Genomic DNA, 959 nt, shown 5'->3' on the forward strand with positions numbered 1-959 from the left:
TCTTAATAGGGAAAAGTCTATCCTATTTTGTAAAAAAAGTAAGCTGAAGGAAGTCAAAAGTATTTCCGACGAGACAATAAAAAAATTCAAGAAAGATGTGGTCTTTTTAGATGATATTTCGGATGAAAGTTTACAAAATATTGAAAACAGTTTTCCATTTTATTACTATGAATTAGATTATGAAACTTTACCGTTTAATCGACTTCAGTTAATGGTTGATTCTTATTTATATTTGACAGGTGAAATTTTTTTCTTTCTATAACAGTATTTTAATGATTTTCATCTGCCTTGTGGAGAAATATTATTTTTACCTTTCAGATAAACTAGAAGAGCTACCATTGGACCAGGAGGATATTCACGCTTTTTCAGAGTCTAAAGTGATCAGTTTTTCTAACAAATTAAAAATAATAGAAGTGTTCGATATTGATATACCCAATGAAGAAGGTGACAACGTTGACCTAGGTAGGGGTATATTTCTTGAACAAAATAATACCAAGGAAAAAGGAACTCTTTTGGGAACTTATTGCAATAGGCAGAAAGAGGGTAAAGCTATAAAGCTTATCAGTAGTCAGGTAAAATACCGGATCCAAAGAGAAATAGCAAAAGTTATAAGAATGTTTAATCAACCATATTCTAGATTAGCTGAAAAAGGAAGTCGACCAGCTATAAACAATAATGAATACAATCAATTATTAGTGGGTCAGCTAAAAAAGGCAGGTTTTATATTCCTAATAGGGAAGATAAGGAGGGAATAAAGGTATATAAAAAAAGAAGTAAAATTGTGGTAAGATAATCAAACTAATTTATACGTATCATAGAATACCAAAATGTATGCTCTGTAAATTTCAAATATAACAATGTGTAGTCATGAGAAGGGATTATTTATTTGAGCTATGACTAAGTATTGAGATTTTCTTTTCTCATAGCCTCGAATTTTTTTAGGATCAATCATTACTTCT

At 29.8% G+C, this 959-nt stretch carries 2 protein-coding genes; both read left to right on the forward strand.

Translation table 11 applies throughout. The features are described 5' to 3' along the window. Positions 1–262, forward strand: a 262-nt coding sequence (locus E1171_RS24060; RefSeq protein WP_222931304.1) for a hypothetical protein, incomplete at its 5' end; no start/stop codon positions are given. A gap of 10 nt (positions 263–272) precedes the next feature. After that, a complete protein-coding gene (locus E1171_RS00700) occupies positions 273–755 on the forward strand; it encodes a hypothetical protein (protein ID WP_155203114.1) in 483 nt (160 codons plus the stop codon). The last annotated feature ends 204 nt before the right edge of the window (positions 756–959 follow it).

It is taken from the genome of Xanthovirga aplysinae (assembly GCF_009711365.1).
GTDB lineage: Bacteria > Bacteroidota > Bacteroidia > Cytophagales > Cyclobacteriaceae > Xanthovirga > Xanthovirga aplysinae.